General features: G+C 73.5%; 7 protein-coding genes. 1 reads left to right on the top strand and 6 read right to left on the bottom strand.

Annotated elements, in window-relative coordinates:
• Positions 1 to 758, top strand: a 758-nt coding sequence (locus OZN99_RS25650; protein WP_270938071.1) for a cyclase family protein, incomplete at its 5' end; no start/stop codon positions are given.
• A gap of 6 nt (positions 759 to 764) precedes the next feature.
• Here OZN99_RS25650 and OZN99_RS25645 read toward each other — a convergent pair.
• The 6 genes from OZN99_RS25645 to OZN99_RS25620 all read right to left on the bottom strand — a co-directional run bounded on the left by OZN99_RS25645 (position 765) and on the right by OZN99_RS25620 (position 4,756).
• Positions 765 to 1,010: a GlsB/YeaQ/YmgE family stress response membrane protein gene (locus OZN99_RS25645; protein ID WP_270938070.1), complete on the bottom strand. Its 246-nt coding sequence runs from the start codon at positions 1,008 to 1,010 to the stop codon at positions 765 to 767.
• Positions 1,010 to 1,363, bottom strand: coding sequence for a DMT family protein (locus tag OZN99_RS25640; RefSeq protein ID WP_270938069.1), 354 nt, complete (start codon positions 1,361 to 1,363; stop codon positions 1,010 to 1,012). The genes OZN99_RS25645 and OZN99_RS25640 overlap by 1 nt, the downstream gene beginning before the upstream one ends.
• Positions 1,360 to 2,643 carry an AmpG family muropeptide MFS transporter gene (locus tag OZN99_RS25635; protein ID WP_333779772.1) on the bottom strand — a complete coding sequence of 428 codons (1,284 nt, stop codon included), beginning with the start codon at positions 2,641 to 2,643 and terminating at the stop codon, positions 1,360 to 1,362. Before OZN99_RS25635 ends, OZN99_RS25640 begins: the two co-directional genes overlap by 4 nt.
• A 70-nt stretch (positions 2,644 to 2,713) precedes the next feature.
• Entirely contained in the window at positions 2,714 to 3,694 is a 981-nt protein-coding gene (locus OZN99_RS25630) for a patatin-like phospholipase family protein (protein ID WP_270938068.1), read from the bottom strand.
• A gap of 189 nt (positions 3,695 to 3,883) precedes the next feature.
• Positions 3,884 to 4,267, bottom strand: a complete 384-nt coding sequence (locus OZN99_RS25625; protein ID WP_270938067.1) for a YdgH/BhsA/McbA family protein — start codon at positions 4,265 to 4,267, stop codon at positions 3,884 to 3,886.
• A gap of 42 nt (positions 4,268 to 4,309) precedes the next feature.
• On the bottom strand, positions 4,310 to 4,756 hold the full coding sequence (locus tag OZN99_RS25620; RefSeq protein WP_270938066.1) for a cytidine deaminase: 447 nt from the start codon (positions 4,754 to 4,756) through the stop codon (positions 4,310 to 4,312).
• Positions 4,757 to 4,810 lie beyond the last annotated feature (54 nt).

Below are 4,810 nucleotides of genomic sequence, written 5' to 3'. Positions count from 1 at the left end.
TGGCGGCGGCGGCCGCGGCGGCCAGTGTGCTCGGCATGTCGGCGCAGCCCGCCGCGGCGCAGGCGGTGCGCAGCGCGCCCGTCAGCCGCGTGCTGGACCTGACGCACACGCTGCGCGCGGACTTCCCGACCTTCGGCGGCACGCCCGCCTTCGAGATGGAGCCGGTCTTCACGCTGGCGCGCGACGGCTACAACCTGAACCGCTTCACCTATGCGGAGCATGTCGGCACGCATTTCGACGCGCCGATCCACTTCTCGGCGAACGGCGCCACGGTGGACCGCATTCCGGTGGAAAGCCTGGTCTGCCCGCTGGTCGTGCTGGACGTGCGGACGCAGGCCGCCGCCGCGCCCGACTACGAGGCGACGCCGGAGGATATCGCCGCGCATGAGCGGCAGCACGGGCCGATCCCGGCCGGCGCCTGCCTGGCGCTGAATTCCGGCTGGGACGCGCGGGCGGGCGGCGCCGGCTTCCGCAACCTCTCCGGCAACGTCATGCGCTTCCCCGGCTTCCGGCCGGACGTCGCGCCGCTGCTGATCGCGCGCAACCTGGCGGGCGTGGCGGTGGACACGCTGTCGCTGGACCACGGTCCCTCCGCCACCTTCGCCTTCCACACGCAGTGGCTGGGCAGCGGGCGCTGGGGCATCGAGGCCGTCGCCAACCTGGGCGCGCTGCCGCCGACGGGGGCGACGCTGGTCGCCGGCGCGCCGAAGATCGCGGGCGGCACCGGCGGGCACGGCCGGGTGATCGCGCTGGTGTAGCGGCGTTCAGCCCCGCGCAAGCGCGCGGAACACCACCAGCACGATCACCGCGCCGACCACGCCGCCGAACAGCCCGGCCGTCTCGCCCTGCGCGTACCAGCCGAGTTGCTGGCCCAGGAAGGTGCCGACCATGGCGCCGACGATGCCGAGGCAGACCGTGACGAAGAAGCCGCCGGGCCCGCGCCCGGGCGTCAGCCACTTGGCGAGCGCCCCGGCCAGGAAGCCGATGACGATGGTGGTCAGGATGGACATCACGGGCGGGTCTCCACCGGCAGGAAGATGAACACCACGGCCGCCACCAGGCAGGCGCCGGCGGCCAGGAAGTTCCAGCGCAGCTGCTCGCCCAGGAAGGCGACGCTGAACACCGCGAAGACGGCCAGCGTGATCACCTCCTGCATGACCTTCAGCTGCTGGCCGGTGAAGGTGCCGTAGCCCAGGCGGTTGGCCGGCACGGCCAGGCAGTATTCGAAGAACGCGATCCCCCAACTGACCAGGATGGCCACCCACATCGGCCAGGACGGCGCCTTCAGGTGGCCGTACCAGGCGAAGGTCATGAGGATGTTGGAGCCGACCAGCAGCAGCGGCGTCAGCCAATAGGCGCTCATCGCGCGGCCTCCTCGGGGATCGGCAGCACGGCCGGCTCGCGGCGCGATTCGTCGGGCGGCAGGCGCTTCAGCAGGAACAGCATGATCGCCATGGCCGGCAGCGCGGCCAGGGTGGTCAGCACGAAGAACCAGGACCAGCCCAGCCCCTCCGCCAGCCATCCGCTGCTGCCGGCCAGCGTGCGCAGCGGCACTGCGGCGAGCGACGACAGCAGCGCATACTGCGTGGCCGTGAAGGCGCGGCTGGTCAGCATCGAGAGGTAGGTGACGAAGGCGGCGTCCGCCAATCCGTCCGTGAAGTTCTCGACGCCGACCTGCGCCCAGAGCATCGGCACCGAATGGCCGGCCTGGGCCAGCGCGACATACATCAGGTTGGACAGCATCTGCAGGATGCCGGTGACGACCAGTGCGCGCCCCGTGCCGAGCTTCGCCACCACCCAGCCGCCGGCCATCACGCCGCCCAGCGTCGCGCAGAGGCCGAAGACGCTGCCCACCGCCGCGACCTCCAGCCGGCTGAAGCCAAGCGCGCGATAGAAAGGCGCCGTCATCACGCCGGCCAGCGCCTCGCCCAGCTTGAACAGCGCGACGAAGAGCAGGATGGCCAGCCAGTAGCGCCGGCGCATGAAGTCGGCGAAGGGATCGACGACGGCGGCACGGATGCGCTGCGACCAGCGCAGCGCGGCGACGGGTTCCGAAGCGGGCTCCGGCCCGAGCAGCACGGCGAGGAAGCCGAGGCCGACCAGCGCGGCGCACATCGCGAAGGCAGCCGTCCAGCCCGCGAACTCGGCCATCGCCAGCGCGCCCGCGTTGGAGGCCAGCAGCGCGCCGCGATAGCCCCAGATGTAGCAGGCCAGGCCGTAGCCCTGCTGGCGTTCCTCCAGCACCTCGATGCGATAGGCATCCACCACGATGTCCTGGCTGGCGGACAGGAAGGCGACCAGTACGGCGACGGCGACGGTGACCTCCGCCGCGGTCCGCGGATCGGTGAAGCCGAGGGCGAGGATGGCGAGCATCAGCAGCGGCTGGATCGTCGCCAGCCAGCCGCGGCGCCGGCCGAGGCCGCGGAACAGCGGCGGCGCCGCATGGTCCAGCACGGGCGACCAGAGGAACTTGAAGGCGTAGGCCAGGCCGATCAGCGCGGTCAGCCCGATGGCGGCGAGCGAGATCCCGCTCTCGCTCATCCACTGGCGCAGCGTGAAGCCCGTCAGCGGCAGCGGGATGCCGGCCGCGAAGCCCAGCGCGAGCATGACCAGGAAGCGTCGGTCGCGGAACAACTCGGCCAAGCGGAACCCCCCCGGGCGTGGCACTCAACCTGTCGTAGCGGCGCGGCGCGGCGCGTGGAAGGCGCGGCCGTCAGGCCTCCGGTGCCACCACCACGGAGGCAGGCTCGAACAGCTCCGGCGCCGCGGTGCGGCCGCGCGCGGCCAGGTGCTCCAGATGCGCCACGGAGCGGTCCAGCTTGGAGCGGTAGGGCAGGTCCTCCTGCGGCAGGCAGATCTCGCGCACCGTGACCTGGCGGTAGCCGAAGCGGTCACCCAGCACGGGGGAAGCGGCCAGCAGGCGGTTGACCAGCGCGATCCCGTCCAGCTCCTGGTCCACGGGCACGTTGCCGCCCAGTTCGTTGCGGCGGTCGTCGATCTCCTCGAAGCTGCGGGGCTCGGCGGCGCGGCGGCGCGGGTTGATGCGCAGCAGCCAGATCTCCTCCGGCTTCTCCGGCAGCTCGAGCAGGGCGCGCAGCGGCGGGTTGTGGCTGTAGAGCCCGTCCCACCACAGCGTCCCGCGCGCCTGCACCGCACGGAACAGCGGCGGCACCGCGCAGGAGGCGACGACGTCGGAGAGCGAGAAGGCCGCGCTCTCGCCATCCAGCGCGGCGCCGCCGCCGCGCAGCACGTCGGCGACGCCGAGGCGGAGAAAGGGGCGGGAGCGGGCGGCGCCCGCGGCGGGCAGCTCCTCGGGCCGCACCCAGCGCTCCAGCAGCTCCCGCAGCCGCGGCTCGGCGGCGGGGGCATAGGCATAGGGGCTGGCATTGGCGGTGACGGGCAGCGCCAGCAGCAGCTGCGTCCAGGCGTTCAGCCAGGCCTCCAGCGGGTCGCTGGCGGCCAGGTCGTGCCAGAAGCCGCGCAGCCGTCGCACCGCCTCCCCGGCACCGCCGGCGATCAGGCCGGACCAGGCGAGGGCGGCGCAGACCGCGCCGCCCGAGGTGCCGGACAGCGCCAGCAGGTCGAAGCGGTCGCGATGCGCGGGCGAGAACAGCGCCTCCAGCGCGCCGGCGGTGAAGGCGGCGTGGCTGCCACCGCCCTGGCAGGCGATGGCGACCTTCGGGCGTATGGGCATGCAGCTCCCCGCGCGATGCGCGGAGAGCCTAGCCCGCGATCGCCCTGAGTGTGCACACCGAAGGTGGGCACGGCGAAGGGCGTGAATCGCCGGGCCAGAGAAGCTGGACAGGCGTAGCCCTGAACACAGTCAGGGCTACGCCGGTCTAGCGCCTGATCCGCGAAGGCGGAATCGCCGAAGCGCGGCGCTTCAGCCGCAGCCCGGCCCGTGCCGCGCGGCGCCCACCACGCGGCCGTCCTGCAGCTCGAAGCTCGTGGTGCAGGGCTGCGCGGTGCCGCCGAAATTGCCGAAGCTCAGGCCGAGACCGGTGCCGAAGCCCGTCGAACTGCCCCAGCCGCCCGAGCTGCGGCCGACGCCGAAGCCGATCGAGGGGACGACGGCCGGCCCCGGCGCCGCCACTGGCGTGTCGTAGGCCACGAAGCGGCGCCCTTCGACCTCGTAGCTGCGGCTCGGCACGCCGAGACTGGCGACCAGGTCCGCCTCGCTGCGGCCGATCCAGGCGGCGGGGGGAGGCGGCTGCGGCGTATCGGCGCAGGCGGCAAGGAAGCAGAGCAGCGGCAGGATGCGGCGCATGCCTGCAGAAGATCGCCGCGCCGGCGCGGGTTCCCGCGGTGGTCAGCCGCCCAGCTGGGCCGGTCCGAAAGCGCCGGGCAGCAGGGCGGCGATGGTGGTGGCCTGCGGCGTGCCGGTCGCATCGCGCGCGATCACCCGCAGCGCGCCGTCCGGCGAGAACTCCGACAGGACCTGGCGGCAGATGCCACAGGGGCTGATCGCCACGCCCGGCGGGCCGGCGATGGCGATGGCGAGGAAGCGGCGCTGGCCGCGTGCCACGGCGGCGGCAAGCGCGGTGCGCTCGGCGCAGATGCCGGCGGGGTAGCTGGCATTCTCGACGTTGCAGCCGCGCTGGATGCTGCCATCGGCGCAGAGCAGCGCGGCGCCGACCTGGAAGCCGGAATAGGGCGCATAAGCCGCGGCGCGGGCGGCTTCGGCCTCGGCGAGCAGGGCGGGGTCGGCGGCCTGGGTCACGCGCGGCAGGGTAGCGCGGATGCCGGGGCGTGCCATCGCACACCGAACGCCGCGGGCTTGGGCCGCGGCGTCAGGCGCGCGGCCGCCGCA

The sequence above is a fragment of the Falsiroseomonas oryzae genome, from assembly GCF_027856955.1.
Taxonomy (GTDB): Bacteria; Pseudomonadota; Alphaproteobacteria; order Acetobacterales; family Acetobacteraceae; genus Falsiroseomonas; species Falsiroseomonas oryzae.
This window is presented reverse-complemented; position numbering and strand designations above follow the sequence as displayed.

Bases quoted from the DNA above. Each gene is read 5' to 3' on its own strand.
- OZN99_RS25645 (WP_270938070.1), bottom strand. From the start codon at position 1,010: ATGTCCATCCTGACCACCATCGTCATCGGCTTCCTGGCCGGGGCGCTC.
- OZN99_RS25640 (WP_270938069.1), bottom strand. From the start codon at position 1,363: ATGAGCGCCTATTGGCTGACGCCGCTGCTGCTGGTCGGCTCCAACATC.
- OZN99_RS25630 (WP_270938068.1), bottom strand. From the start codon at position 3,694: ATGCCCATACGCCCGAAGGTCGCCATCGCCTGCCAGGGCGGTGGCAGC.
- OZN99_RS25625 (WP_270938067.1), bottom strand. From the start codon at position 4,267: ATGCGCCGCATCCTGCCGCTGCTCTGCTTCCTTGCCGCCTGCGCCGAT.
- OZN99_RS25620 (WP_270938066.1), bottom strand. From the start codon at position 4,756: ATGGCACGCCCCGGCATCCGCGCTACCCTGCCGCGCGTGACCCAGGCC.